This is a genomic window from Methylomonas sp. HYX-M1, assembly GCF_040741385.1.
GTDB lineage: Bacteria > Pseudomonadota > Gammaproteobacteria > Methylococcales > Methylomonadaceae > Methylomonas > Methylomonas rhizoryzae.
The window spans coordinates 2,191,105-2,215,380 of record NZ_CP160405.1; the positions used below are offsets into that span (position 1 = coordinate 2,191,105).

Consider the following 24,276-nt stretch of genomic DNA (forward strand, 5'->3'; position numbering starts at 1 on the left):
GTTTATTGGCAAAATTGCTTCAAAAGGTCGGTTTGAAGTTGAAAGATTGGCTTGTCGCCCGGCGTTGCCCGGCTGTATTGCCCGTTGCTTTGTAAAATCCAGGCTTGCGAATTATCGTTAAGGGCGGCGTTCATGTCGCTTAAAATGCGTTCGCCGATTTTTTTGTCGGCGATAGGGAAACAAATCTCCACGCGTTTAAACAGATTTCGGTTCATCAAGTCAGCGCTCGATGCGTAGATAGACCAATCGCCGCCGTTCATAAACGCGTAAATCCGAGCGTGCTCTAAAAATCGTCCGACAATCGAACGCACTTCGATGTTGTTCGAAATACCCGGAATGCCGGGGCGTAAACAACAGATGCCGCGCACGATTAACTTGATGTCTACCCCGGCTTGGGATGCGCGGTATAACGCTTGAATGGCTTGTTCTTCGACGACCGCATTAACCTTCATAATGATGCGGGCCGGCCTGCCTTTTTTGGCGTGCTCGATTTCCTTATCGATCATTTTGAGCAAGCCGGGATGCAGGGTAAACGGGGATTGCAGCAGCTTGTTGAGCTTGCTGACCTTGCCCAGACTGGTCAACTGCATGAAGACCCGGCGCACGTCTTCCCCCAGTTCTTTTTCGCAGCTGAACAAACCGTAATCGGTATAAAGACGCGCAGTTTTCGGATGATAATTCCCGGTGCCGAGATGCACGTAATTTCTTAAGGTATTGCCTTCCTTGCGTAAAACCAAGCACATTTTGGCGTGCGTTTTATAACCCACTACGCCGTACACGACGTGAGCGGCGGCTTCCTGTAGTTTGGCTGCTAAGCCGATATTGTCTTTTTCGTCGAAACGGGCTCTTAACTCAATGACCACGGTGACTTCTTTTCCGGCTCTGGCCGCTTTGATTAACGCGGCCACAATCGGAGAGTCTACCCCGGTCCGGTACAACGTTTGTTTGATTGCCAGCACGTCGGGGTCGGCGGCGGCCTGACGGATAAAGTCCACTACCGGTAAGAACGATTCATAAGGGTGATGCAATAAAATGTCTTGTTTTCGAATGGCAGCAAAAAAGTCTTTGTTGCGGCTGAGCGAAGGCGGGATGTTGGGTTTGAACGGCGGAAATTTTAAGTCGGTGCGGTCCACCAAACCGTAAATTGCTTGAATCCGGCTTAAATTGACCGGCCCGCTGCACAAGAACAAGCGGTCTTGGGTCAAATCGAAACGTGCCAATAAGAAATTGACGGTTTCGTCCGGACAGTTGGCGTCGATTTCCAAGCGTACCTCGTCTCCGTAGTTGCGCATGGCCAGTTCGCCTTCCACGGCTAACAGCAGGTCGTCTATCGCATCGTCGTCGACGAAAAAGTCGCTGTTGCGAGTCACTCGAAATTGGTAGCACCCTTTAACCGTCATGCCGTTGAACAAATCGGATACGAAAGCATGGATGATGGACGACAAGAACACGAAATCGTGCGGACCGCTATCGGTTTCGGAAACGGGTAGTTGCACGATACGCGGAAGCGCGCGCGGGGCTTGTAAAACGGCTCTGCCGCTGTTGCGTCCGAATGCGTCTTTGCCGGTCAAGGAAATAATGAAATTTAAGCTTTTATTCAGAATCCGCGGGAAGGGGTGAGCCGAATCCAGGCCAACCGGCGTCAGAATGGGCAGCAGTTCTTCGTTGAAATATTTTTCCAGCCAGTTTTTTTGCGACTCGCTCCAACGGTCGCGGCGTAGGAAACGAATGCGTTCGTTTTCCAGACGGGGGATCAATACTTCGTTCAAGACGCGGTATTGTTCGCTGACGAGCTCGTGGGCTTTGAAAGCAATTTTTTCCAGTTGTTCGTGAATGCTGAGGCCGTCCGCACTGATGGCGCTGGCGTCCATTTCAGCCATCTGCAACAAACTGGCGACGCGGACCTCGTAAAATTCGTCAAGATTGGAGCAAGAAATGCATAGATAATTTAGACGTTCCAGCAGCGGAAGACTTTCATCCAGTGCTTGCGCTAAAACCCGATAATTGAATTCGAGCAAGCTTTGTTCGCGATTGATGTAGTATTCGGGGTTGTTTAAATCAGGTATGCAAATTGCTGTGTTGTCCATATCAAACGCTAATAATCGGTCGCAATAGGGCGATTATAGAGTAATTGACGGCATGGTATTGTTACGGTTGCGGGGACGGCGTTTGGTATAATTTCGACTAATTCACTCAGTTTTTTACCTAACATGAATTTTCCTACCATAGAGTCCCAAGTGGGCAACACGCCGTTGGTGCGCTTACAGAGGCTTGTCTCAAATTCGAGCAATTCCGTTTTAGTCAAGCTTGAGGGCAATAATCCTGCGGGTTCGGTCAAAGACCGGCCGGCGCTCAGTATGATCAAGCATGCCGAACTACGTGGTGAGATTGTACCGGGCGACCGTTTGATCGAGGCGACCAGCGGCAATACCGGCATCGCATTGGCCATGGCGGCGGCGATCAAGGGTTATAAAATGACGTTGATCATGCCGGACAATATGAGCGCCGAACGTATTGCCTCGATGAAAGCCTACGGTGCCGAGATTATTTTGACGCCGGCGTCCGGTAGCATGGAAGCGGCGATCGATTTGGCGCGGGCCATGGAAGCGCGCGGGGAAGGACGAATACTCGACCAATTCGCCAATCCGGACAATCCGCGTGCGCATTACGAAGGCACGGGGCCGGAGATTTGGCGCGATACCGCCGGTAAAATCACGCATTTCGTCAGTGCGATGGGGACTACCGGAACGATTATGGGAACTTCCAGGTTTTTAAAGGAGCAAAGTTCCGCCGTGCAAATCGTCGGCGTGCAACCTAAAGGCCAATCGAAAATTCCCGGCATCCGGCGTTGGCCGCAAGAATATTTGCCCAAAATATTCGACGCCGAGCGGGTGGATAGAGTCATTGAAGTCGAACAGCTCGATGCGGAACACACCACGCGGGAATTGGCCGCCAAAGAAGGTATTTTTGCTGGCGTATCTTCCGGCGGCGCGGTGTATTGCGCGTTACAGTTGGCCAAAGAACTGGACAACGCCGTTATTGTGGCGATTATTTGCGACCGCGGCGACCGCTATTTATCGACCGGGGTATTTCCCAGCTAAACCGCCGTATCGGCGCAAAGGTCTCATTTTTTTAGTTTGTTTCCGGATTGGTTGCGGCGAATCCGGATGTTTATATCTGCATGTCTCATAAGAAAAAACTTCCTACAGAACCCGTCAACGTAATCATTGAGTCGTTATCACACGACGGCCGCGGCGTCGCGCACGTCAACGGTAAAGTTGTGTTCATAGACGAGGCCTTGCCCGGCGAAAATGTTGATTTTATTTATACCGATAGCCGTAAAGACTATGCCGAAGGCAAGCCGGTTGCCTTGCACCGGCGTTCCGAGCATAGGGTTGAGCCCGGCTGCCCGCATTTCGGCGTATGCGGCGGCTGTAGTTTTCAACACGTCGACGATGCAGAGCAAATTCATTTCAAAGAGGCATTGCTGCAAGAACAATTTAGCCGCATCGGCAAACTGCACATTCCGGAAATTTGGCCGGCATTGACCGGGCCGCATTGGGGATACAGGCGCAAAGCCCGGATGGGCGTCAAATGGGTGGCGAAGAAGCAAAGGGTATTGGTAGGCTTTCGCGAGCGGCGCAATCCGTTTCTGGCTGAAATTGACAGTTGTCGGGTCATGCATGCGAGTGTCGGGGACAAATTGACCGCTTTGGGCGAGATGATTGCCGGCTTGAGCGTCAAAGATAAAATCCCGCAAATCGAAGTAGCGATCGGCGACGACGAATGCGTGTTGGCATTTCGCATGCTAGTCCCGCCAAACCTCGACGATATAGAGCGTCTGCGCAGCTTCGGTCGTGAACATCAATTTTCTGTGTGTCTACAGCCTAAAGGGCCGGATAGCATTGTGCCGTTGCCGGGCGAACCGGAAGTGGTTCCGGGCTACGCTTTACCGGAGTACGGGATACGCTTTAATTTCCGCCCGGCCATGTTTACTCAGGTCAATTACGACATCAATCGGCAAATGGTGGCGCGTGCCATAGAGGCATTGCAGCTTAGTCAACAGGACAGGGTGTTGGACTTGTTTTGCGGCTTGGGTAACTTCACTTTGCCGTTAGCTAGCCAAGCCGGTCACGTCGTGGGCGTAGAGGGCGACTTGCCGCTAGTGCGGCATGCCAGGGAAAACGCCCGGTTAAACGGCATTCAGAACGTGGAGTTTCACGTCGCTGACTTGAGTAAAGATCTTAAAGACGCAGCTTGGTGTAAGCAAAAATTCAACAAGATATTGCTGGATCCGTCGCGTGCCGGAGCGTCGGAAGTGTTGCACAACTTTAAGCATTGGCAGCCGGAGCGTATCGTTTACGTATCTTGCAATCCTTCTACTTTGGCGCGCGATGCCGGAATCTTGGTAAACGAATTGGGCTATAAACTGGTTAAGGCCGGAGTGATGGATATGTTTCCGCAAACGGCTCACGTCGAGTCCATCGCCTTGTTCATTCGATGAATGTCGCCGGCAATAACGCCAATCGGTATGCGGACGGCGATAAACCGGCCGAATATCTGGATATCGATATAGCCCGGCAACGTTTGCGTTTGTTGCGACTTGGCGATGTCGAACTGGAGTTTGTCGTATCTACCGCTAAAAATGGCCCCGGCCAATTGAAAGGCAGCGAATGTACGCCAACCGGCTGGCATAGCGTCAGGGCAAAAATCGGCGCCGGTTTGCCGATCAACAGTGTTTTTACGGCCAGACGCCCGACCGGCGAAATATATACCCCGGAATTGGCCGCCCGATATCCGCAGCGCGATTGGATACTGACTCGAATTTTTTGGCTGGGTGGATTGCAACCCGGGCATAATCGTTACGGTGCGGTCGACACCGCGTGGCGCTACATATACATCCATGGTTGCCCGGACCATTTGCTGCAGGGCAAGCCCGAGTCGCACGGTTGCATACGCATGAAAAATGCCGATCTCATTTGTCTGTTCGACCGCGTACCGGTTGGTTGCCGGATTTATATCCATTAACCATGCCGCGTATCGTTTTAGGGCTGGAATACGACGGTAGCGCCTACGCCGGCTGGCAATGGCAGGCCGGCAAACCGACCGTGCAGAGCGAGTTACAGCGTGCCCTTAGTAAAATTGCCGACCAAGCGGTTACGGTACATTGCGCGGGGCGGACCGACGCCGGGGTGCACGCCATAGAACAAGTCGTACATTTCGATACCCCGGTGCAGCGCGATATGCGCGCTTGGCTGATGGGCGGCAACAGTCATTTGCCGGACGACATCCGGGTGTTGTGGGCCATGCCGGCCCTGGACGACTTCCATGCCCGCTATAGCGCAATTGCCCGGTACTACCGCTACGTCATCTTGAATCGACCGGTTAAATCGGCCTTGTTACGTACCCAGGCCACTTGGTGTTACTTGCCTTTACAAGCGGAGAGCATGCATATGGCGGCTCAAGCCTTGCTCGGCGAGCACGACTTTTCGTCGTTTCGCGCCCAAGGTTGCCAGTCGCTCAGTCCTAATCGTTATATGCACTTCATCGAGGTTTACCGGCAGCAAGACCGGGTGATTATCGATATTTGCGCAAACGCATTTTTGCATCACATGGTGCGCAATATCGCCGGCGTGTTGATGGAAATCGGCATGGGTAAGCAGCCCGTGGAATGGACCGAGACTCTGCTGGCTGTCAAAGACCGCAGACTAGCCGCGATGACCGCGCCGCCGCACGGTTTACATTTAGGCGGAGTCTATTACCCCGAACGTTATGGAATTGCCTGCGATCCTATTTTCGCCAAACTACCTGCTAGCGCCAAACGTTACGATTAACCCGGGGCTGAAGACTGGAAACCCGAGCTTTGCTTTATGCTCGGGTTTTTTGGGGGGGCGCCGCCGCCCGGCTGAGCGGTGCTTAGACGGCTTGGCGGATTCTTTCCAGGGCTTTTTCCAAATTAGCCATGCTGGTGGCTATAGAGATGCGGATATGACCGGGGCAACCGAATGCCGACCCGGGTACCAATGCGACCCCGGCCTTTTCGATCAAATATTCGGCAAATTGCAAGTCGTCGTCTATGCCGTTCAAACGTTCGATCAGTTTGTGTACGCTTGGAAATACGTAAAACGTACCGTCGGTCGGCAAGCACGCGACGCCGTCTATGTCGTTCAAGGCGGCTACCACGAAATCGTGGCGTTTTTTGAATTCCACCATCATGTTGTCGATGCAGCTTTGGTCGCCGTTCAGCGCGGTTTCAGCCGCGACTTGCGAAATCGAAGTCGGGTTGGACGTGCTTTGCGATTGAATGATGCACATGGCTTCGATTAAATCGGCCGGGCCGGCTGCGTAGCCGATGCGCCAGCCGGTCATCGAGTACGCCTTGGATACTCCGTTCAACACGATGGTGCGTTCGTAGAAATCCGGGCGGGCATTCAGGATGTTCACAAACTCGCCCTTGTTCCACAAGATATGTTCGTACATATCGTCGGTGGCGATCAGTATCTGCGGATAGTCCTGCAGCACTTCGGCCAACGCGCTTAATTCGTCCAGGCTGTAGGCCGCACCGGTTGGATTGGACGGACTATTGATGACCAGCAAACGGGTTTTATCGGTAATCGCGGTTTTTAACTGGGCCGGCGTGATTTTAAAACCTTGTTCCTGGCCGGCTGCGACGATCACGGGTACGCCATCGGCCAACAGCACCATGTCCGGATAGGATACCCAATAGGGAGCCGGGATGATGACTTCGTCGCCGGGATTAAGCAAAGCTTGCGCCAGATTGTAAAAACTTTGTTTGCCGCCGGAAGAGACTAAAACCTGTTTAGGTTGGTAACTTAAGCCGTTATCGCGTTTGAATTTGTCGATAACGGCTTTTTTCAGACCGGGTGTGCCGTCTACGGCGGTGTATTTGGTGAATCCTTGATTCAATGCTTCGATCGCGGCGGCTTTGATGTGCTCGGGCGTATCGAAATCCGGTTCGCCGGCGCCTAGGCCGACGATGTCTTTGCCGGCGGCGCGCATCGCGGCGGCGCGAGCCGTGATGGCTAGAGTCGGCGACGGCTTGACGGCTTTAACACGGTTGGACAGTGTGATGCTCATGGTTCCTCGAGTATGGTTCAAAAATTGGCGCGAATTATACGCCAGTTGCCCGCTGCAGCGAAAATGCACGAAAGTCGCGTTTATTGCTAGCGAAACGACAGTTTTTGCGCTAACCGACCCGCGGTTGGGGGGGAATCGGACTCGGTGCAAAAACCATCGCCGGACTTGCCTGCAAGTTGCGCTTGGTAAGGCGATTCAGGCTTGGCCGCGCGGATGGTTTAGGCCGGTTCCGCCCGAATAAATTGGTCGGCGATTTCCAGCAATTTTGCCGGGAACACTCGATTTTCCAGTAAGTTTGCCGGCAAAACCTCGCAAGCAACCCGCAAATAATTGGGGGTGTAGCCAAAATAGCGGATACGTCCGTCGCTTAAGGGTTCGGTTTGGCCTTCCCAAAGTACCTCGGCTTGGTTGCCCAGATTCCGTTCGGCGAAATCGCGTTTCATGGCATCGGCCAATTGGTGCAATTCGCGGCTGCGCCGGTGTTTGACCTCGTTGCGGACCTGATCGGGCAAACCGGCCGCCTTGGTGCCTTCTCGCGGCGAATAACTGAAGATGTGGATATGGCCGAAGCCTATCGAACGAATGAAATCCAGGCTGTCCCGCCATTCCTGTTCGGTTTCGCCCGGAAAGCCGACGATGATGTCGGTGGTGACATTGAAATTCGCTATCCGCGCCCTTGCGGAGTCTACCAGGTCGGCGAATTCGGCGGTTTTGCAGCGTCTTGCCATGCGGCGTAACACGCTGTCGCTGCCGCTTTGCAACGGTAAATGCAAATGCGGCATCAAGCGCGGGTTATCGAACAATTCGAAGAAACCTTCCGGCAGCTCCCAAGGTTCCAGCGAACCCATGCGCAAGCGCGGGATTTCGGTTTGCGCCAGAATAGTCCGAATCAATTCGACCGGATTGCTGCCGATGTCGCTGCCGTATCCGCCTAAATGCACGCCGGTGATGACCGCTTCGTTAATGCCTTGGCTATGCAAGGCGTTGATTTCGGCGACGATCTCCGCAATGCTGCGGCTGCGTTCTTCGCCGCGGGCCACGGTGACGATGCAAAACGTACAGCGGTAGCGGCAACCGTCTTGCACTTTGACGAAAGCGCGTTGGCGGCCGCGGTTGAATAAGGATACTTCGCCGGGTTCGGTCGACATGGCAGGCATACTGTCCATATCGAGTTCCGCCAGCGTTTTCTCCACCAGCAGGTGTTTGTCGTTATTGCCTATCACCAAATCCACGCCCATCAGTTGTTCGGTTTCGCTTTGATTCAAGGTGGCATAACAGCCGCTAACTACCAGTTTGGCTTGCGGGTTGTCGCGGTGGATGCGGCGGATCAACTGCTTGGATTTTTTTACCGCATCTTGGGTGACGGCGCAGGAATTCAATACGACTACTTGCGCGTCGTGAAGATTGCGGGTGATGCCGTGGCCGCGGATCTGAAAAGCTTGCGCCCAGGTTTCCAATTCGGCTTCGTTCAAGCGGCAGCCCAGGGTTTTTAAATGTATTTGCATAGGGTTGAATTGAAGGGGGTTAACCGTAAAACCAATAAGCTGTAGAAATCGCCGTGATCATCCCGGCCGCGTCGGCAATCAGGCCGCAGGCGGCGGCATGGCGGATGCGCTTGATGTTGACCGAGCCGAAATAGACCGCCAGCACGTAAAAAGTGGTTTCGGTGCTACCTTGCACTATGCACGCCAGGCGGCCGGCGAACGCATCGGCGCCGTGGGTTTGCATGGCGTCCAGCATCATCGCCCGGGCGCCGCTGCCGCTGAACGGCTTCATCAGCATGGTAGGCAAGGCGTCTACGAAACGGCTATCCATCCCCAAACCGGTTACCAGCCAGGCCACACCGTCGGTGGCGATTTGCAGGGCGCCGCTGGCTCTAAACACGGCGAAAGCCACCAGCATGGCCACTAAATACGGAATGATGCCGACCGCGGTGTGAAAGCCGTCGCGGGCACCGTCTACGAACAGTTCGTAGGCGTTCAAGCGGCGTAGCGCCGCGGCCGCAATGAAAGCGACAACCAGGCTGAACAGCAAAATCTGGCTAAGCGCCGCCGATTGTTGCAGCATTTGTTCGCGCGGCAATCCGGCGAAATAGCCGATCAGTCCGGCCAGCAACAGGCTGATGCCGCCCAAATAAGCGAGTAACACTTTGTCCCACAAGCGAATGTTCTGTATCCAAGCTACCGCCAGCAAGCCGGCCATCGTCGACGCGTAAGTCGCGATCAGGATAGGAATGAAGACGTCGGTCGGGTTGTGGGCACCCATTTGCGCCCGGTAAGCGAATATCGTGACCGGAAACAGGGTAACGGACGACGTATTCAAAACCAGGAACACGATTTGTGCATCGCTGGCCGTATCCGGACGCGGATTCAGGCTTTGCATGGCTTGCATGGCTTTAAGGCCTAGCGGAGTCGCCGCATTGTCCAGGCCCAACATATTGGCGGCGATGTTCATGGTAAGCGCGCCCAAGGCCGGATGATCGGTCGGGATTTCCGGCAGCAAGCGCCGGAACAAGGGATTCAAGGCTTTGGTCAGCAGCGTGACGAAACCGCTGTGTTCGCCGATTTTCATGATGCCCATCCACAGCGCCAGCACGCCGGCCAAACCTAAGGAGATGTCGAACGCCGTTTTAGCCGCTTCGAACATCGCGCTCAACAAGGTGCCGAATACGGCTTGTTCGCCAAGCAGCCAAAATTTTAGCGCGGCTATCAAGAACGCCGTAAGAAACAAGGCTGTCCAGATGAAATTCAACACAGTTAAAAAGCGTAGGCCGATACCGAACCGAACATTCTACCAATGAAAAGCAGGGTGCACGAAAAATATGCGGCCGGAAAATTTCGCCAACTTATTTGAAGAGCGGTTGGAAGAGAAACAGGCCGGCTAAACGATACGTTAGCGGCCAAATCTGGTGGGCGCCGTAATGCCGTAGCTCGAAACACGCGGCTTCAACGGAATCCGCCGGGGGCTTCATGAAATTTTAATGCAGTTTATTCCGGCAGGATTTTAAAACTCTGCTAAACCTAGTAAGCAGAATTTGAACTGAGGCACGGAATTTAGTTGGCTTGTTTGCATTAGCACGCTTTTTTCGACTTTGCTGAGTCGAACGGTTCACAAAAGCGGCTAATGAGCTTAGCTCATCAAGGCAAGTCATGTTAGGCCCGAACGAGGAGAGTGCATGGCGTCGTACCGCGGGGTTACCGGCGTATTATTGGCGTTGGAAGCGTTTTTGACCAGCCGGCTGCCCACCGAATTGAGCAGCGAGCCGACCAATGCCATCGTGCGCCTGTTGGGTAGCACCGACATTGCCAATAATCTGACCGGCAATCTGCTCGGCATTTACCTGCACCGCATGACCATAGACCCGCACGGCCGTCAGCGTACCTTCGCGCAACGCGGCAGCGATCTGTCCGCTCCTCAAGCCGAATTACCGGTCAACCTGCATTTTCTGTTGATTGCCAACGCCGGCAGCGCCACGATAGAGGCCGATCTGATGAGTTGGGCCATGGTGGAGCTGGCTAACGAATGCCAACTGGACGTTTCCCAGATTCAGGATATTGACGAGGACTGGGGGGCAAGCGAAATCCTGAACATCATGCCGGACGAAATGAGTACCGAGGATTTGATGCGGATATGGGACGTGTTTCGTTCCCCCTATACCAGCAGCGTGCCGTATGTAGCCCGTACCGTTCGACTGAGATTGCGGCAGCCGCGTAGCGAGGGGCCACCGGTTTCCACCCGAATATTCCCGGCAGGCGCGGTATGACGGCGCTACGGGTACTGGAAACCAATCTACTGTTCGCCAGCGACCTAATCGTTTGGTTAGACGGCACCAGCGCTACCGACCCTGCGCAGATGCAGCGTATCAATAGTACGGTGTCGGTGCTGTTCGACAATACCCGGCCGGCCGATTTGCGATGGCGCCACGGCGAAGGCAAGACCGCGTTGTGGCGGCGCGCGTCCGCCCGTATCGTGCCGGGAGAAGCCGGCGACGCCGACCGGCAAGCCTTGCCGGAAATCCCTTATACCTTGAGCGGCAGCGTCAGCGATAACCCGGGCAAATACAATCCCAGACGTTTCGAGATTCTGGCCGGCAACGCCCAAGGCCATAGCTTGGTGATGTACCCGACACCCTCGGGTACCGCGATAGGCCGTGGCGGCGCGTTGCGCGGCAATTTGCGCTTTGCGGCCGATAGTGCGCCTGCGGTCTGGGCGATATTGACGTTAACGGTCGATTTGGGCGTTGCCGGCAGCCTGTTGTTTCGCGCGCAGGCCGACCGGCACGGCGATTTCGTGTTGCCCATGCAGCGCTTGCCGCCGTTGCCGCAAGGCGTCGTCAACTATGCAGCCACGCTGTCGGTCCGGGCTCTGGCGGACGCCGCAGCCGATACGCCGTTGGACCCGGCCGATTTAACCGACATGCAATTAGGACGTTTGAATGCCGCGGGCTTTGCCGCCGCAATCGATTTAACCGTGCTGCCCGGCCAATACGCGCTGATTCGATCCCAGGGCCGGGACCATGTGGCCGTACAACCGATTTGAGCATCCCGATGCTTGAGTTTTTCTTGTCACCGTAGTTCCAGTTAATTTAAGGAGGGGAGCATGCCTGAATATCTTGCACCGGGTGTGTTTGTAGAAGAAGTCAGTTTTCGTGCCAAATCGATAGAGGGCGTGGGAACCAGCGTATCGGCCATCGTCGGTCCCACCCGTTTCGGACCGTTGCGCGGCAATCCGGAAGTTGTGACCAGTTTCGGCGAATATAGCCGGATCTACGGCGACATCCGCGATCTAACTTTAGACGGCAACCCCGTACTCAATCATACGGCTATCGCGGCCAAGGCTTTTTTCGACGGCGGCGGTAAACAATTGTTCGTGTCCAGAGTCGGTAATTTCGCCGGACCGGACGACGGCGTGGCCCGCAGCAATCCAGCCGTCACCGACGTGCGGTTTACCAGCCGATTTCCGGGAGCGATGGGTAATTTCACCTTGGAGCTGTTATGGCGCGACAGCGAAAACTTGTTGCGCCGGGAAGTCACCTCGGCACCGGCGCAAGGGGAATTGGTGTTTTTGACCGCCACCGGTTTGTCTAACGCCGTGCGCGCTCCGGGCATCGTCGCCCAATTTCCCGACGCGCATTTTCCGCTGGATTTCGTTGGATTAGTGTTTCGAGAAGGTGATCACTACACCATTTTCAATAACCGTTGTGTGATAACCACGGCGGACGGGGTAGCCGTCACCGGCACCGATTTACGCGCCAACGGCGCCGCCCCCGGTACGACAGGTCGGTTGATGCTGGCGGGTATGGTCGATGACGCCGATACCGACATCACCTTTACCCGAATGTTCGCGCGCAACCCCAGCAGCGGCCCTCTGGCCAATGGTACTTCGGCTGTTTTAACGTTTAGCGCCGAGACCAATTTATCCATCTACACCGGTTCGCCGCACTGGGGTACCTTGACTACCCTGCGCGGCACATTGAACGCGGCCGGGGATCTGTTCGTAGTGGACGGTACCGGCTTGAATCCCGGCGTGGCCGCGCCGGTTTCGATACGGCTCGCGGCCTTGGCGGCCGCGCCGGATAACGTGCGCGCCGTCGTGGTACAACGCAATTTCGATATCGCCGTACATGCCGGCGACGAAGACGACCCGGTTATTTACAGCTACGGCAATGTGTCCAGCGCACCGGCCGGCGATAACAGTTTGACCGAAATATTGGCGCAGACGCCGGACAAACGTTACGACCAATTGAGCAGCCCGGTCGCCTGTACTCTGGCCGACGATGCAACGGGCGCCGAGGTGTTGGCGGCCTTGTTCGATTTGTTCGAACCCGGCCCGTTGAATCCCGGACCTCTGTCGATTCACGGTCCGCGCTATTTGATCCGCATGAGCGGCGGCCACGACGGCGACGTGCCGGTAGCGGTGCATTACGCCGGGGTGGAGGACGAAGTCAACGGCAGCAGCGGCTTCATCGCACTGGAAAACATCGAAGATATTTCCATCGTCATGACGCCCGCCGCCGCCGCGAACGACGAGACCAGCCATCAGGCCATTGTCATGGAGATGCTGCGCCACTGCTTGCGCATGCGATACCGGGTCGGCATCGTCGATAGCCGCGCGGACATGACCATTTCCGAAGTGCGCGATTTCAGCTCCAACTTCGACGATTCGCGCCTGGCGCTGTACTACCCCTGGGTGGTGATTGCCGATCCGCGCGGTTTGTTGAGTACGGTGACTGTGCCGCCGGCCGGATTCGTCGCCGGGGTTTACGCCAATACCGACGTGCAGCGCGGCGTGCACAAGCCGCCGGCGAACGAGCCGGTGATAGGCGCGTTGCGCTTCTCCCAAGAAATCAACCGCTTTCAACAGGAATTGCTGAATCCCTACGGCATCAACTGTTTGCGCTCGTTTCCGGGGCGCGGACACCGGGTGTGGGGCGGCCGGACCTTGTCCAGCGACCCGGAATGGAAATACGTGAACGTACGCCGCTACTTCTTGTATCTGGAACGCTCCATCGACAAATCCACCCAATGGGTGGTGTTCGAACCGAACGGCGAACGCTTGTGGGATAACGTGCGGGCTACGGTCGAGAGCTTTTTGTACAACGAATGGTACAACGGCCGCTTGCTGGGAAGTCCTAAGACCGCTTATTTCGTGCGTTGCGACCGCAGCACCATGACGCAAAACGATTTGGACAACGGCCGCTTGGTCTGCGAAGTCGGCGTGGCGGCCTTGAAGCCGGCCGAATTCGTCATTTTCCGCATCGGCCAAAAAACCGCCGACGCCTAACGGCTTAACTCCCTATTGAAGAGGAATTCACCATGGCTCAATACAGACCCACGCCTTACGGCGCATTCAATTATCTGGTCAATCTGGGCGACGGCAGCGAAGGCGATGTACAAGGCGGCTTTTCCGAAGTCTCCGGTTTAAACGCCGAAGTCACCGTGGCCGAATACCGCAACGGCAACGATCCGGTCAACTATGTGCGGACCATTCCCGGCATACATAAAGCCGGCGACGTTACCCTGAAGCGCGGGGTGATAGGCGCCGACAACATTTACAGCTGGCTGGAGCAAATCCGCAACGGCGACGTCACCGCGCAACGCGACGTGGTCGTTAAATTGAAAAACGAAGATCCGACCAGTACCAGTGCGGTAGTGACCTGGACCTTGGTCAAAGCCATGCCGATCAAGTGGACCGGGCCGTCGTTGACCGCCAAGGGCGGCGGCGACGTGGCCATAGAAGAGCTGACCTTAAAAGTCCAGACCATCATCCAAAGCTGAGGCGGGGTAGCCGAGTATGGAATGGTTTGCCGGTGCCCGGGTAGCCTTGACGCCAAGACCTAGCGAACGCCGAGTCGCGGCGCTGGAAGTGGCGATGCTCGGCCATGCCCCGGGCCGGGCGCGGTTTCAACGTTTGGCGGCGATGCCGGCCGCGCTGGACGACATGCGGGCGGCCGGTTTCGGCCGGGCGGTCGACGAAATCCTGTTGTTGGCGCAATTGGAAACGGCGGCCGGCGGCAATTTGACCGCGCGGTGGTTGCGCGGCACCGCAATAGATAAAGACGGTTTGCTCGCCAACATGACTGTCGCCCTGCACCAACTCAGAACCGAACGGCTGCATAGCGAAGCGCTCGATTATGCGTTATTGGATACAGTCGCCGACAAGTTGGTGTTGACCAAGACCTTAGACGACGTGTTGCAAGCCGAATTGCTGGGCCCTTTGCTTAACCGGGAGGCCGTGGATAGCGCCGGTTTGTTAGCCCAATTGCAAGCAGCGTTGTCGGCTGTGCCGGCCGGCAACGATTTGCTGAGCGAATTCGTCGCGGCATGGACTGCGATGCCGAGTGTAGACCCGGCCGCGCTGGCCCAAGCCGCCGACTTGTTGCTGGATAGACTGATCTGGAGCCGCAGCCGCGGTTTGTTCCAATTACCGTTGCCGTTGCAGTCCGGCGCCGAATTTCGCGATTTGTTTCCGGATGCCGCAAGCGCCGCCACCCGGTACCGTAGCGTATTGGCCGGCGCCACGGCTTGGTTGCCGCAAGCCGTGACGGACTTTTTCGCCAACGGCGGCGACAAACTGTGGGTGATACGGATACCGGAAGATCAGGGGCAAGACGGTTTTCTTCCGCTGCCGGACACCGAACTGTTCGATACCGAACGCTTGCGCGGGCTGGCGCTTGCCTTGGTCGTGCAGGGCGTCGGCGTGTTGGCGATGCCGGACCTGGAGCGCTTGCAAGTGCCGCCGCGTTTGCCGGATATTCCGGGCCAACGCCTGGACGGCATAGCCCCCGAATTTTTACCGTGTACCCAACAGTCGAATACGCTGGGCGGCCCCTATCCGGCTATCGAGCAGATGCCGGCGCCGCGCGCCTTCAACCAATTGATAGGTTTACCGTTATTGACGGCGGCGGCGGACGGCATAGACATGAACCAAGCGCCGACCGGGGTGCTGCGCTGGCTGTTCAGCTTGCGGCCGGACATCCAATGCCTTTGGACCTTGCCTTTGAACTATTCCGGCGAACTGGACAGCCCGGTACTGGATCCCGCCGTATTGACCGAGCTGGCGGCCTATCAAGCGCAACCGGGCAGCGGTCAGGCGTTGCGGCATATGCAGTTTTTGGCGCCTTATTTGCGCGGCCCCGGCGTCGGTTTAAGCTCGCCGGTAGGTTTGATTGCCGGCCGACAATCCGCAGTGGCGCGTCGCGACGGGCCGTGGCGCTCGGTGGCCGCACAGCCTTTGCAAAGCGAGTTGTTACCCTACCCGTATTTGAATCAAGCCCAAACGCTGCAGTTGCGCGAGACGCCTGGCATAGGCGTGTTGCGTTATCGGCGCGCGGCGGGCGGAGCAAGTCAATTGGCGCTGGACGACGAGCGTCTGGTGGTACCGGCTTTGTTGGCAATCGACCATCCGCTGGACAAGCAACGGTACGACGGTTTCCGTTCCGCCGAAGTGATGCGTTTTCTGGGTTTTTTGCGCCGGCAACTGCAGGCTTTGGGCGAACAATTGATCTTCAACGTCGATGTGCGCGATCCCAGGCCGCGCTTAGTGTTGGAGCAGTTTTTCCGCCGCTTGTATCTGCAAGGTGCGTTGCGCGGTGGCTCCGCCGAGCAGGCGTTTTCGATTAAGCAAAGTGCGCCGCAGGAGGGCGCGATAGCGTTCGAGATCATGGTGGCGCCGGCCTTTCCGGTCGACCGGGTGTTTTTGACCTTCACCAACCTGGACGGCGAATGGCGCTCGGAGGTGACAGGTGGCTGAGATTTCGGAATTCATTGCGTTTCGCTTCAAAGTGAACTTGTACAACAGCGATCAAAGCAGTTTGCTGTGCAGCGGATTTTTCAGCGAAGTGACCGGGTTCGAAGCCACGATGGAGCCCAAGGTCATCGGCGAAGGCGGTTACAACTGGGGCGAGCATCACCGCAGCGGTCCGACCAAATTCGTGCCTATCGTTTTGAAACGGGGGGTAACCGACGTCAACGATTTGTGGGCCTGGTTCGACGCGACGACTAACCAAGCCAATTACGGATACCGAATGAGCGGCGAAATCATCGTCTATGCCAACCCCAGCGTCGACGGCGATGTGGTCACGGACAACGCCGTGATGGTCTGGAAATTGAGTGGGGTATTGCCGACCAAATTCAAAGGCCCGGATTTGTCGGCCACCGCCAGTCAGGTCGCTATCGAAGAACTGCATTTGGTGCATCAAGGTTTGGAATTGCAACGCCCGGTTCCGGCCGGTACCCAGGGCAGGGGGGCGGCATGATCGCCATTGAACGCGGCAAGCTGATACCGGTGAGCGGCGATAACGACAGTCCCGACCTGGACAATGCCATCGACGTGCAATTCAACCCGGTCAGCTTGAAAGTCAGCCTGTCCAATACCTTGAAGGAAAACGCCCGCAACGGCAACAGCCGCTCCGCGCAATTCGTCGACAAAAGCTCGTCGACCTTGAGCATAGAATTGATGTTCGATACCACTTATATAGAACCGCACAACAGCTCCGCCCAAGGTGCCGGGGATCCCAGTGCCAGCAGCGGCTCGGGTGGCGGCGACAAAACCATTGAACAAGGTTCGGACGTGCGGCTGCAAACCAAAAAAATCGCCGAAGCCTTCATCAAGCCCATTGCGGAAGGTGACAAACTGAAAGCGCCTAAACGCTGTCTGTTCCAATGGGGGGCATTCGAATTTTTAGGTTTGGTGCAAAGCTTTGACGAGACCCTGGATTTTTTCTCGCCGGAAGGCCGGCCGCTGCGCGCTACCGTGTCCTTGAAGCTGAGCGAAGACCGCTACCAATTCCGTAACCGCGAGGTCGAACAAGCCGAACGCGATACCCCAAGCTTGAGTCCGGCCGGCGCCGGCCCTGTGCCTGGCGGCAGCGGCGACCAAGCCGGCAATTGGCGCGACAACTCGCTGTATAACGGCATAGAGTCGCCACGCTTGCCCGAGGCACCGGTGTTGGCGTTGCCGAAAATCGGCATCGACGCTGCCATCGGCTTCAGTGCCGACTTCGGGGTAAGCGCCGGCATAGGCATAGGTTTGGGCATAGAAGGCGGAATCGGTTTGAACGTCGGCATCAGTCCGGGCGGCAGGATCGGCGCCAATCCGTCTTTGGCCGGCGCAAACTCTGCGGCTCCCGGTTCGGTCGCAGGCGCTACGGCGGTGGGTTCCGGCGGCGCGGCAAATACGGCTGCCAAAGCCAACCGGCCGGTGCCAGGCCCGGCCTTCAAATACGGTAATTCTTCCCGCTTGGGTACCGGCATAGAAGGTGCTTTCAGCCCGGCCGGCAAACCTTCCGGTTTGACGGCCGCCGCTTTGCAGAGTGGCAGCGTAGCCTTGCGTAGTCCGGCAGCGTCAACGGTAAGTGCGGCCGCTAAGGCTGGCGCTGCAAGCGCAGCTAAGCCGACCGCCGTTACGACCGCTACCCGCTCGGCGGCGGACGGCGGCAGCCGCAGCGGGGTTTCGGTGACTGCCTTGTTGAAAACCGCCGCCGACAGCGGTGTCGGTTTCGATTGATTGATGAGTAAACAGGAGGGCGTATGCCGGTATTGATAGACGAGGTTCAGCTGGAACTGACCGATAGCGTGACAGAATCCGGCGAAAACCGGCCGAGTGCCGAACAGTTGCCGTTGTCCGCCGCCGAGCACGAACTGGCGCAGATCCTGGACGTGTTGCGCCAACGCCAACAACGCTTGCAAATCGATTGAGGTAACGCAAACCCATGGCCGATTCCGCCTTTGTCAGCAGCCGCCCGACCATCAAGATAGACGGGCAAAAGCGCGAAGACTTGCAACAAGCCTTGCTGGCGATGCAGGTCAATTTGCCTTTGCACGGCTGCGCCCACGCCGAATTGCAACTGTCCAACTGGGGCAGGCCGCAAGGCGGCGATACCCCGGATTTCGCGCTGAACGATATAGCCTTGGGCGCCGGGATAGACATCGAAACCGGCGACGACCAGCCGCTGAAGCTGTTCAGCGGGGAAATCACCGCCATCGAGGAATGTTACGGCGAAGGCGCACCCAGCATCGCTTTATTGTTGCAGGACAAATTGCACCGCTTGGCGCGCAGCCGGCATAACCGCAGTTTCGAAGACCAAAGTCCGGACGAGGTATTGCAAAGCGTTGCCTCCGCCGCCGGTTTGCAAACCGACGTGGCCATGTCCGGCATCAGCGCGAATTGGCTGCAGTTGAACGAAAGCGATTTGGCCTTTTTGCTGCGGCTGGGCAAGCAGTTCGATGTGGCCGTGCGGCTGGACAACGGCCGGCTGCGGGCCAAACCGGAACAGGCCGATTCCAACCCGCTGGCCTTGAGCGCTCAGGACAGCGCGTTGAAAGTACGGCTGCTGGCGGATTTGAATCATCAAGCGCTGGCCAGCCTGGTCAATGGCTACAACTTGGCGACGGCGGAAGCGGTCGATTACCGGGCCGATGCGCTGAGTCCGGCGCCGCGCGGTACCCAAGCCGCGGCTGCGTTAGGCAATTTAAGCTGGCCGGGCGAGGAAATCGTGCCGCAGCCGGTACCGCGCAGCAGCAGCGAAGCCGAAGCCTACGCCAAAGCCGCCTTTCGCCGCCAGGCCAAGCGTTTCGTGCAGGGCGATATAGTCTGCCAGGGCGAGCCCAGCTTGAAACCCGGCCGCGAAATCGATCTGGACGGGGTGTCGCCGCGCCTGAAAGGTCTTTATCAAATCGTGCATTGCGTGCATCGCTTCGACAATAACAGCGGCTTCGAAACCCATTTGAAAGTCAACAAAGGCGGGTGGCAGCCGTGAACAGCCATACCTTGGGTAATCTACACAGTTTGCAGCTCGGCCAGGTTACCGACAACGCCGACCCGGACAGCCGCGGCCGAGTCAAAGTCCGCCTGTTCGCGACGGCGATGGAATTGTGGGCCAGCGTGGTGGTGCCGTCCGCCGGGCAGGGCTATGGCGTCAGCTGTATCCCTAAACTGGATGAAATCGTGGTGCTGGGTTTTATCAGCCCGGAACTGCCGCTGGTACTGGGTTCGTTGTGGGCCGGCAGTTCCAGCGCACCGGAAGACGCCGATCCGGTGCAAGACCATTATGTACTGCGTACCCCGGAACAAACCGTGCTGGATTTCGACGACGCCAACGGCCCGAAACTGGAGCTGAAAACCCGTTCCGGTTACAAGATTTCCATAGACGAATCCGGCGGCGGCGAAATCAGCATAGAACGCGCCGACCAAAGCGTCACCCTGAGCAGCAGCGGCATTGCGGTACGCAGCAGCGGCAGCGTCACGGTAGACGCCAGCAGCGTTACCATCAATGCCAGCACGGTCACGGTCAACGCCAGCACGGCCAGTTTCAGCGGCATTGTCCAGGCCAATACCGTGATCACCTCGTCGGTGGTTAGCGCTTCATACACGCCGGGCGCCGGCAATATTTGGTAACGATTATGACGCCGAATCCGAATTTACACGCCGTTCGCCTCAAACCGCCGTTTTTCCGCAGTGGCAGCCATTGCGGCCTTAACCGCTATCTGGATGCGGATTTCGTCAACCGTTTCAAATTGGATGTGCAGCGCCGTCAATTCGAGTCTGCGCAGTTTCAAGCCTGGCAACAGGAAGAGCGGCATAGCCGTCACGGTCAGGAGCCGGTGTTGCGCTTACCGTTGCACAGAACCTTTTATTTATTGAGTTGCGAAGTGGTGTGCGACCGCTTTGGCGAACCGGCTTTGGACCCGATGAAAATCACCTCAGCCGGTTTCGTGATCCGCCGCATCGGCACTGGCGCTACCTCGCAAGCCTGGTTGCTGGAAGACGGTCAAGCCCTGGGCTGGAGGCAAGCGCCCAGCGAATTGCGCGATCCCGATTTGCGCCGCCGCCTGTGTGCCAACGGCGTGCTGCATAAAGGCAACGGCGACGCGGCTTACAGCGGCGAGGAAGTGCACCCCTTGCACCCCCTGAAAACCCAGGACGCCAACGGCAAGACCCATACCTTGTTGTACGGTTTTGTCCCTTTGGGCGGGTTTTACTATCTGCGCGATGGCGACGCCGCTCAAGCCTTCGACCCGCAAGACCAGGCCGATACCCTGGCGGTGGCCGGGCGGATGTTGCCGTGGCCGTTCGGTTACGGTTCCGACGCGGCGCAAGTCTGGCAAAGTTATTACAGCGTACCGGTGGCGCAAGGCGTGCCCAACAAAAGTTTTTTCGAATTGTTGCGGGTGCTGGTCAACCGCTATCACCTGGGAGAAAGCGGCATCGCCGACAACGCGGCGCTGGAGGACCTGTGCAGTCGTTTGTGGCTGTTCGACGATGCGGTCCTGCCCTTCGATTTACGGGTGCAAGCCTACAGCGAATTGAACCAAGGCTTGTTCGCGCCTTATCGTAACCAAAGCCTGTTGAACTATCTGCAGCAATGCGCGGCGCGCGGCGGCGACAACCCCTTGGTGGCCTGGATTGTTCGTCAGGAGCAATTGGCCGACGCGGCCGGCGGCATAGACAAACTGTCGGGTTTCGAAGCCTTGCCGGCGGCGTCCGGCGGCGGGACGATCGCGCTGAGCCTGCGGGTTCTGTCCGCGGATGCCCAGGAAATTCGCGATCATTTGGGGCAACGCTTGTTGGATCAAACCCTGGCCAAGGTCAAGGAAATCCCCTTGCCCAAGTTCGGCCAAAACGCCGGCGACCTGTTTCAGGCCATACCGTTCGTGCGTTTCAAAAACGAATACGGTCAGGAGCAAATTCAATGGGCGCGTAGCGACGCATTCAGTGTCCCGTTTAGGGTAGCCGCCCCGTTCGATCCGGAGGCCAGCCGGCCGTCGATGATCCAAATGCCGGCTTTGTCGGACTTGCGCCGCGGCCTGGCCAAAGGCGCCGCGCTGATTACCCCGGCTGATACCTTCGATTTGATGAACAAATTGAAATTGAACAAGGGGGCCAGCGAAGATACGGTTAAAGATCCGTCCGGGCCGGAACTGGGGATACAGTGGATCTGTTCCTTCAGCCTGCCGGTCATCACCTTGATCGCGATGATATTGTTGATGATTATGGTGATTCTGTTGAACATCGTGTTTTTCTGGCTACCGTGGGTCAGGATCTGCCTGCCGTTCCCCAAAATCAAAGGAGGTTGACGATGGCACTGCCGATTCCCAGCATCATCAGCTGGCCGCTAGGCGGCTTGGACGCCGACGGTCGTCTGGAGTGGAGCCGAGACGACGCCAGCGTGCGCGAAGCCATGCTGAACATTTTATTGACGCGGCCCGGCGAACGCTTGCAGCGGCCGACGTTCGGCGGCGGTTTGCTGAATTTCGTGCACCAGCCGAACAACGAGACCACTCGCCATTTGATCGCACAAGTGGTGCGCAAATCGCTGCAGCAATGGGAACCACGGGTCGTGGTCGACGAAGTGCTGGTGCAGGCCAGCCCGGCCAGCGTGGCCGACGTACACATCAACATCCGCTACAAGCTGCGCCACAGCCAGCGCCCGGCGGAATTCGGCTTCACGCTCAATTTGAGCGTGCCGGCTTGACGCTGAACTGAGAGGCCGTTATGCCACTACCGGTACCGAATTTAGACGACAGGCGCTTCGACGATCTGGTCGCGGAAGCCAAAGCCCGGCTGGCCAACCATTTGCCGGAACTCACCCAAATTTCCCCCGGCGACCCGCTCAACAGTTTCATCGATTTATTCGCCTGGCTGACCGAAACCATCTTGTATCGAGCCAATTTGATCCCGGAGCGCCAGCGTCGGGTGCTGTTGAATTTGTTGCAGATTCCGGAGCGGCCGGCCCGGCCGGCCAAGGGTATCGTCAGCGTGGACGCCGGCCCGACCAGCGTACTGGCGGGGCCTTTGCTGGCGGACGGCAGCCAGCTCAGGGCCGGCAAGCAGGTGTTGACCGCAGTGGGCGAATTGCAGCCGACTTGTTTGAGTTTGCAAGTGTTGATCAAACGGCAGCTGCAAGCCACCGAATTGGCTGCCCTGGGTTTGACCTTGCAGGATTTGCAACAGCAATACGGCTTGCGCGCCGATCAGATTCCGCAGCCGTTCCAGCCGCGCCGCTTGGTGCCGGGCAAAGACAGTCTGGACTTGAGTTCCAGTCTGGATCGAAGCTTTTATCTAGCCTGCATCGCGCCCCGGCAGCTTGCCGAGCAAATGCCGGCCTTGCGCGATCAGTTGGCCGGGCTGATTTTCAATGTCGGCATAGCTCCGGCCGACGCGCTGGAAGGCGATAGCATTAACGAGCTGAATCCGCGCAAATTGGTTTGGGAGCTGATGACGGTGCTGGACGAACGCACCAGCTTCATCGAACTGGACGTGTTGGCCGACAGTTCCCGCGGTGCCCGGCAAGCCGGCGTGGTCAGGCTGCGCTTGCCGAAAAATGCGGGCTTGTTGCAGGCTTTTGCGCCGGCCGATCCCATGCAAAGCGGGTTGGGCGAATTGCCGCCGGAACCGGCCGACCAGGTGGCCGCCGAGCGGGTGGCATTCTGGTTGCGCGTGCGCAGTCCGGACTATCCGAATTTACAGCTGGCTTATCTGGGCATCAACGCGGTGGACGTATTGGCTCAAGGTCTAAAACAAGACCTGTTGGTCGGCATCGGCAGCGGCCAACCGGATCAGGTCGTCGCGCTGCCAGATAAAGACGTGGATGCGGCGACCTTGCAACTGGACGTGGAAGAAAACGGTAGCTGGGTGCGTTGGCAGCGGGTGGATTTTCTGGCCGGTCAGGCCGCCGACGCCAAGGTCTACCGCTTGAACCCGCAAGCCGGTTACGTATATTTCGGCGACGGCAGCACCGGGTTGAGGCCGCCGGCCGGCGCTAGAATCCGCGCCGCGGCGTATTTGTACGGCGGCGGCAGCGCCGGTAACCTGCCGGCCGGTTCCATCAAGGAACTGGTCAACGGCAGTTCGGCCTACAAGGTGCGGCACGATTGGCCGTTGAGCGGTGGTCTGGACGCCGAAACCGTGGATCAGGCCGAAAAGCGCATTCCGCAATTTCTCACCCACCGCAACCGGGCGGTGACGGCCCGCGATTTCAAAATCATCGCCGAAGCCAATCCGGTCAATCCGGTGGCTAGGGCCGAAGTGTTGCCCGGCTTTTTGCCCGGCGCTTCCATCCGAAGCGCCCGCGACGGGGTGCCGGGCGCGATCAGCGTATTCGTGCTGCCGCCCGGCCAACCGGCAATCGGACATACGCCCAAACCGAATCAAGGCTTGTTGAAAGACGTGTTTGCCTACTTGTTGCAAAGAGTGCTGGTCGGTACCGAACTGTACGTGTTGAGCCCGGAATTCGTACCGGTGGCGATCAGCGTGCGTATAGACGTACTGGACCCGGAAACGGAACAACAAACCCTGCGCGACGTGCGGCTGGCCTTGATCGATTATTTGTGGCCGTTGCCGCCCGGCGGGCCGCGCGGCGGCGGCTGGCCGTTTTATCCGCAGGAAAACGATGTGCGCCAGGCCGATTTGTTGCCGCAGGTGGCGCGCGTGGCCGGGGTTCAGGCCATACACGCGGTGGCTTTGTTTCAGAAAAACAGCAACGGCTGGCGACGTTTGAACGCCAACCAGGCGGTCGAACTGGCCAAATACCAATTGCCGGAGCTGATGGGCGTACGGGTGGAAACCGGCCCGGGCACGCCCGGTTTGCCGGAAGGCATAGGTCCGCTGGAAGGCCAGTCGCCCGCTACCGGCCTGGGCGTGGCGGTACCGGTGATTCCGGATATTTGTTGAGGCGGC

At 57.5% G+C, this 24,276-nt stretch carries 21 protein-coding genes; 17 read left to right on the forward strand and 4 right to left on the reverse strand.

The genetic code is table 11. The features are described 5' to 3' along the window. Positions 1 to 2: 2 nt before the first annotated feature. On the reverse strand, positions 3 to 2,087 hold the full coding sequence (ppk1, locus tag AB0A83_RS09915; protein ID WP_150048134.1) for a polyphosphate kinase 1: 2,085 nt from the start codon (positions 2,085 to 2,087) through the stop codon (positions 3 to 5). A gap of 123 nt (positions 2,088 to 2,210) precedes the next feature. On the opposite strand from ppk1, the gene cysM reads away from it, so the two are divergent. From cysM to truA, 4 genes are all read left to right on the forward strand, one after another. Further along, a complete protein-coding gene (gene cysM / locus AB0A83_RS09920) occupies positions 2,211 to 3,101 on the forward strand; it encodes a cysteine synthase CysM (RefSeq protein WP_150048135.1) in 891 nt (296 codons plus the stop codon). 80 nt (positions 3,102 to 3,181) lie between these two features. Next, positions 3,182 to 4,504 (forward strand): 23S rRNA (uracil(1939)-C(5))-methyltransferase RlmD, encoded by a 1,323-nt coding sequence (gene rlmD / locus AB0A83_RS09925; RefSeq protein WP_150048136.1) that lies wholly within the window; start codon positions 3,182 to 3,184, stop codon positions 4,502 to 4,504. After that, on the forward strand, positions 4,501 to 5,028 hold the full coding sequence (locus AB0A83_RS09930; RefSeq protein ID WP_150048137.1) for a L,D-transpeptidase: 528 nt from the start codon (positions 4,501 to 4,503) through the stop codon (positions 5,026 to 5,028). Before rlmD ends, AB0A83_RS09930 begins: the two co-directional genes overlap by 4 nt. Before the next feature lie 2 nt (positions 5,029 to 5,030). After that, positions 5,031 to 5,834, forward strand: coding sequence for a tRNA pseudouridine(38-40) synthase TruA (truA, locus tag AB0A83_RS09935; protein WP_150048138.1), 804 nt, complete (start codon positions 5,031 to 5,033; stop codon positions 5,832 to 5,834). An 82-nt stretch (positions 5,835 to 5,916) separates the two neighbouring features. On the opposite strand, the gene AB0A83_RS09940 is transcribed toward truA, so the two are convergent. From AB0A83_RS09940 to AB0A83_RS09950, 3 genes are all read right to left on the reverse strand, one after another. Next, on the reverse strand, positions 5,917 to 7,098 hold the full coding sequence (locus AB0A83_RS09940; RefSeq protein ID WP_150048139.1) for a pyridoxal phosphate-dependent aminotransferase: 1,182 nt from the start codon (positions 7,096 to 7,098) through the stop codon (positions 5,917 to 5,919). A 218-nt stretch (positions 7,099 to 7,316) separates the two neighbouring features. Then, positions 7,317 to 8,603: a tRNA (N(6)-L-threonylcarbamoyladenosine(37)-C(2))-methylthiotransferase MtaB gene (gene mtaB / locus AB0A83_RS09945; RefSeq protein ID WP_367156128.1), complete on the reverse strand. Its 1,287-nt coding sequence runs from the start codon at positions 8,601 to 8,603 to the stop codon at positions 7,317 to 7,319. 19 nt (positions 8,604 to 8,622) lie between these two features. Beyond that, on the reverse strand, positions 8,623 to 9,852 hold the full coding sequence (locus AB0A83_RS09950) for a nucleoside recognition domain-containing protein (RefSeq protein ID WP_367156129.1): 1,230 nt from the start codon (positions 9,850 to 9,852) through the stop codon (positions 8,623 to 8,625). 421 nt (positions 9,853 to 10,273) lie between these two features. Between AB0A83_RS09950 and AB0A83_RS09955 the strand changes: the two genes are divergently transcribed. Genes AB0A83_RS09955 through AB0A83_RS10015 form a run of 13 tightly spaced genes read left to right on the forward strand, consistent with a single transcriptional unit; the run spans position 10,274 to position 24,270 of the window. Further along, on the forward strand, positions 10,274 to 10,861 hold the full coding sequence (locus AB0A83_RS09955; protein WP_150048142.1) for a DUF4255 domain-containing protein: 588 nt from the start codon (positions 10,274 to 10,276) through the stop codon (positions 10,859 to 10,861). Next, positions 10,858 to 11,637, forward strand: coding sequence for a carboxypeptidase regulatory-like domain-containing protein (locus AB0A83_RS09960; protein ID WP_150048143.1), 780 nt, complete (start codon positions 10,858 to 10,860; stop codon positions 11,635 to 11,637). The genes AB0A83_RS09955 and AB0A83_RS09960 overlap by 4 nt, the downstream gene beginning before the upstream one ends. Before the next feature lie 60 nt (positions 11,638 to 11,697). Then, positions 11,698 to 13,881, forward strand: coding sequence for a phage tail sheath subtilisin-like domain-containing protein (locus AB0A83_RS09965; RefSeq protein ID WP_150048144.1), 2,184 nt, complete (start codon positions 11,698 to 11,700; stop codon positions 13,879 to 13,881). A 32-nt stretch (positions 13,882 to 13,913) separates the two neighbouring features. After that, positions 13,914 to 14,375: a phage tail protein gene (locus tag AB0A83_RS09970; protein ID WP_150048145.1), complete on the forward strand. Its 462-nt coding sequence runs from the start codon at positions 13,914 to 13,916 to the stop codon at positions 14,373 to 14,375. A gap of 16 nt (positions 14,376 to 14,391) precedes the next feature. Further along, the gene (locus tag AB0A83_RS09975; protein ID WP_367156130.1) at positions 14,392 to 16,350 is read left to right on the forward strand and encodes a hypothetical protein; all 1,959 of its coding nucleotides are present in this window, start codon (positions 14,392 to 14,394) and stop codon (positions 16,348 to 16,350) included. After that, positions 16,343 to 16,855: a phage tail protein gene (locus tag AB0A83_RS09980; RefSeq protein ID WP_367156131.1), complete on the forward strand. Its 513-nt coding sequence runs from the start codon at positions 16,343 to 16,345 to the stop codon at positions 16,853 to 16,855. The genes AB0A83_RS09975 and AB0A83_RS09980 overlap by 8 nt, the downstream gene beginning before the upstream one ends. Then, positions 16,852 to 18,105: a hypothetical protein gene (locus AB0A83_RS09985; protein ID WP_367156132.1), complete on the forward strand. Its 1,254-nt coding sequence runs from the start codon at positions 16,852 to 16,854 to the stop codon at positions 18,103 to 18,105. The genes AB0A83_RS09980 and AB0A83_RS09985 overlap by 4 nt, the downstream gene beginning before the upstream one ends. Before the next feature lie 23 nt (positions 18,106 to 18,128). Next, entirely contained in the window at positions 18,129 to 18,296 is a 168-nt protein-coding gene (locus tag AB0A83_RS09990; protein WP_367156133.1) for a hypothetical protein, read from the forward strand. A 14-nt stretch (positions 18,297 to 18,310) separates the two neighbouring features. Then, positions 18,311 to 19,357 (forward strand): phage late control D family protein, encoded by a 1,047-nt coding sequence (locus AB0A83_RS09995; RefSeq protein ID WP_150048147.1) that lies wholly within the window; start codon positions 18,311 to 18,313, stop codon positions 19,355 to 19,357. After that, positions 19,354 to 19,995, forward strand: coding sequence for a phage baseplate assembly protein V (locus tag AB0A83_RS10000; protein ID WP_150048148.1), 642 nt, complete (start codon positions 19,354 to 19,356; stop codon positions 19,993 to 19,995). The genes AB0A83_RS09995 and AB0A83_RS10000 overlap by 4 nt, the downstream gene beginning before the upstream one ends. Before the next feature lie 5 nt (positions 19,996 to 20,000). Beyond that, positions 20,001 to 21,674, forward strand: a complete 1,674-nt coding sequence (locus AB0A83_RS10005) for a hypothetical protein (RefSeq protein ID WP_150048149.1) — start codon at positions 20,001 to 20,003, stop codon at positions 21,672 to 21,674. Between the two features lie 2 nt (positions 21,675 to 21,676). Beyond that, positions 21,677 to 22,072 carry a GPW/gp25 family protein gene (locus AB0A83_RS10010; RefSeq protein WP_150048150.1) on the forward strand — a complete coding sequence of 132 codons (396 nt, stop codon included), beginning with the start codon at positions 21,677 to 21,679 and terminating at the stop codon, positions 22,070 to 22,072. A gap of 20 nt (positions 22,073 to 22,092) precedes the next feature. Continuing rightward, positions 22,093 to 24,270, forward strand: coding sequence for a putative baseplate assembly protein (locus tag AB0A83_RS10015; RefSeq protein ID WP_150048151.1), 2,178 nt, complete (start codon positions 22,093 to 22,095; stop codon positions 24,268 to 24,270). Positions 24,271 to 24,276: the final 6 nt, after the last annotated feature.

Bases quoted from the DNA above. Each gene is read 5' to 3' on its own strand.
- AB0A83_RS09955 (WP_150048142.1), top strand. From the start codon at position 10,274: ATGGCGTCGTACCGCGGGGTTACCGGCGTATTATTGGCGTTGGAAGCG.
- rlmD (WP_150048136.1), top strand. From the start codon at position 3,182: ATGTCTCATAAGAAAAAACTTCCTACAGAACCCGTCAACGTAATCATT.
- AB0A83_RS09975 (WP_367156130.1), top strand. From the start codon at position 14,392: ATGGAATGGTTTGCCGGTGCCCGGGTAGCCTTGACGCCAAGACCTAGC.
- AB0A83_RS09940 (WP_150048139.1), bottom strand. From the start codon at position 7,098: ATGAGCATCACACTGTCCAACCGTGTTAAAGCCGTCAAGCCGTCGCCG.
- AB0A83_RS09970 (WP_150048145.1), top strand. From the start codon at position 13,914: ATGGCTCAATACAGACCCACGCCTTACGGCGCATTCAATTATCTGGTC.
- AB0A83_RS10015 (WP_150048151.1), top strand. From the start codon at position 22,093: ATGCCACTACCGGTACCGAATTTAGACGACAGGCGCTTCGACGATCTG.
- AB0A83_RS09965 (WP_150048144.1), top strand. From the start codon at position 11,698: ATGCCTGAATATCTTGCACCGGGTGTGTTTGTAGAAGAAGTCAGTTTT.
- cysM (WP_150048135.1), top strand. From the start codon at position 2,211: ATGAATTTTCCTACCATAGAGTCCCAAGTGGGCAACACGCCGTTGGTG.
- AB0A83_RS09985 (WP_367156132.1), top strand. From the start codon at position 16,852: ATGATCGCCATTGAACGCGGCAAGCTGATACCGGTGAGCGGCGATAAC.
- AB0A83_RS09990 (WP_367156133.1), top strand. From the start codon at position 18,129: ATGCCGGTATTGATAGACGAGGTTCAGCTGGAACTGACCGATAGCGTG.
- truA (WP_150048138.1), top strand. From the start codon at position 5,031: ATGCCGCGTATCGTTTTAGGGCTGGAATACGACGGTAGCGCCTACGCC.
- AB0A83_RS09960 (WP_150048143.1), top strand. From the start codon at position 10,858: ATGACGGCGCTACGGGTACTGGAAACCAATCTACTGTTCGCCAGCGAC.
- AB0A83_RS09995 (WP_150048147.1), top strand. From the start codon at position 18,311: ATGGCCGATTCCGCCTTTGTCAGCAGCCGCCCGACCATCAAGATAGAC.
- ppk1 (WP_150048134.1), bottom strand. From the start codon at position 2,087: ATGGACAACACAGCAATTTGCATACCTGATTTAAACAACCCCGAATAC.
- mtaB (WP_367156128.1), bottom strand. From the start codon at position 8,603: ATGCAAATACATTTAAAAACCCTGGGCTGCCGCTTGAACGAAGCCGAA.
- AB0A83_RS10005 (WP_150048149.1), top strand. From the start codon at position 20,001: ATGACGCCGAATCCGAATTTACACGCCGTTCGCCTCAAACCGCCGTTT.
- AB0A83_RS10010 (WP_150048150.1), top strand. From the start codon at position 21,677: ATGGCACTGCCGATTCCCAGCATCATCAGCTGGCCGCTAGGCGGCTTG.
- AB0A83_RS09930 (WP_150048137.1), top strand. From the start codon at position 4,501: ATGAATGTCGCCGGCAATAACGCCAATCGGTATGCGGACGGCGATAAA.